We start from the raw sequence: 353 nt of genomic DNA on the forward strand, positions 1-353 counted from the left end.
TGTTCCTTTTGACTAGTAAAATGGTTATTCTTTGCATATGAATACGGATCATTATCTTTCAAAATACATTGCCAACAAGGTCAAACACTTGCGCAAGCAAGAAAAAATGAGCCAGGAGGATCTCTCAGAGAAGGCGGGACTGGGACTCAAATACGTCAATCAGCTGGAAAACCAACATGTCAATCTTACCCTCACGACATTGGAAAAGGTCATCACAGCCTTAGACTTAACGCCGGAAGAATTTTTCAACTTCAGTAGCTTAGAAGCCCCCGCTGTCCCTAGAGAAAATCCTGCCCTCAGACGATTCACTATGAAAGTCAAGCAACTCCCTGCTGAAAAGCAAGCAACCATCC

Annotated in this window: 1 protein-coding gene; it reads left to right on the plus strand. The window is 43.3% G+C overall.

From position 1 onward, the window contains the following. Positions 1-37: 37 nt before the first annotated feature. Positions 38-353 (plus strand): helix-turn-helix domain-containing protein (locus tag STRDD13_RS08105; RefSeq protein ID WP_067103787.1); only part of this gene is annotated, 316 nt, incomplete at its 3' end.

Origin of the sequence: Streptococcus sp. DD13 (assembly GCF_001578875.1) — a bacterium.
GTDB lineage: Bacteria > Bacillota > Bacilli > Lactobacillales > Streptococcaceae > Streptococcus.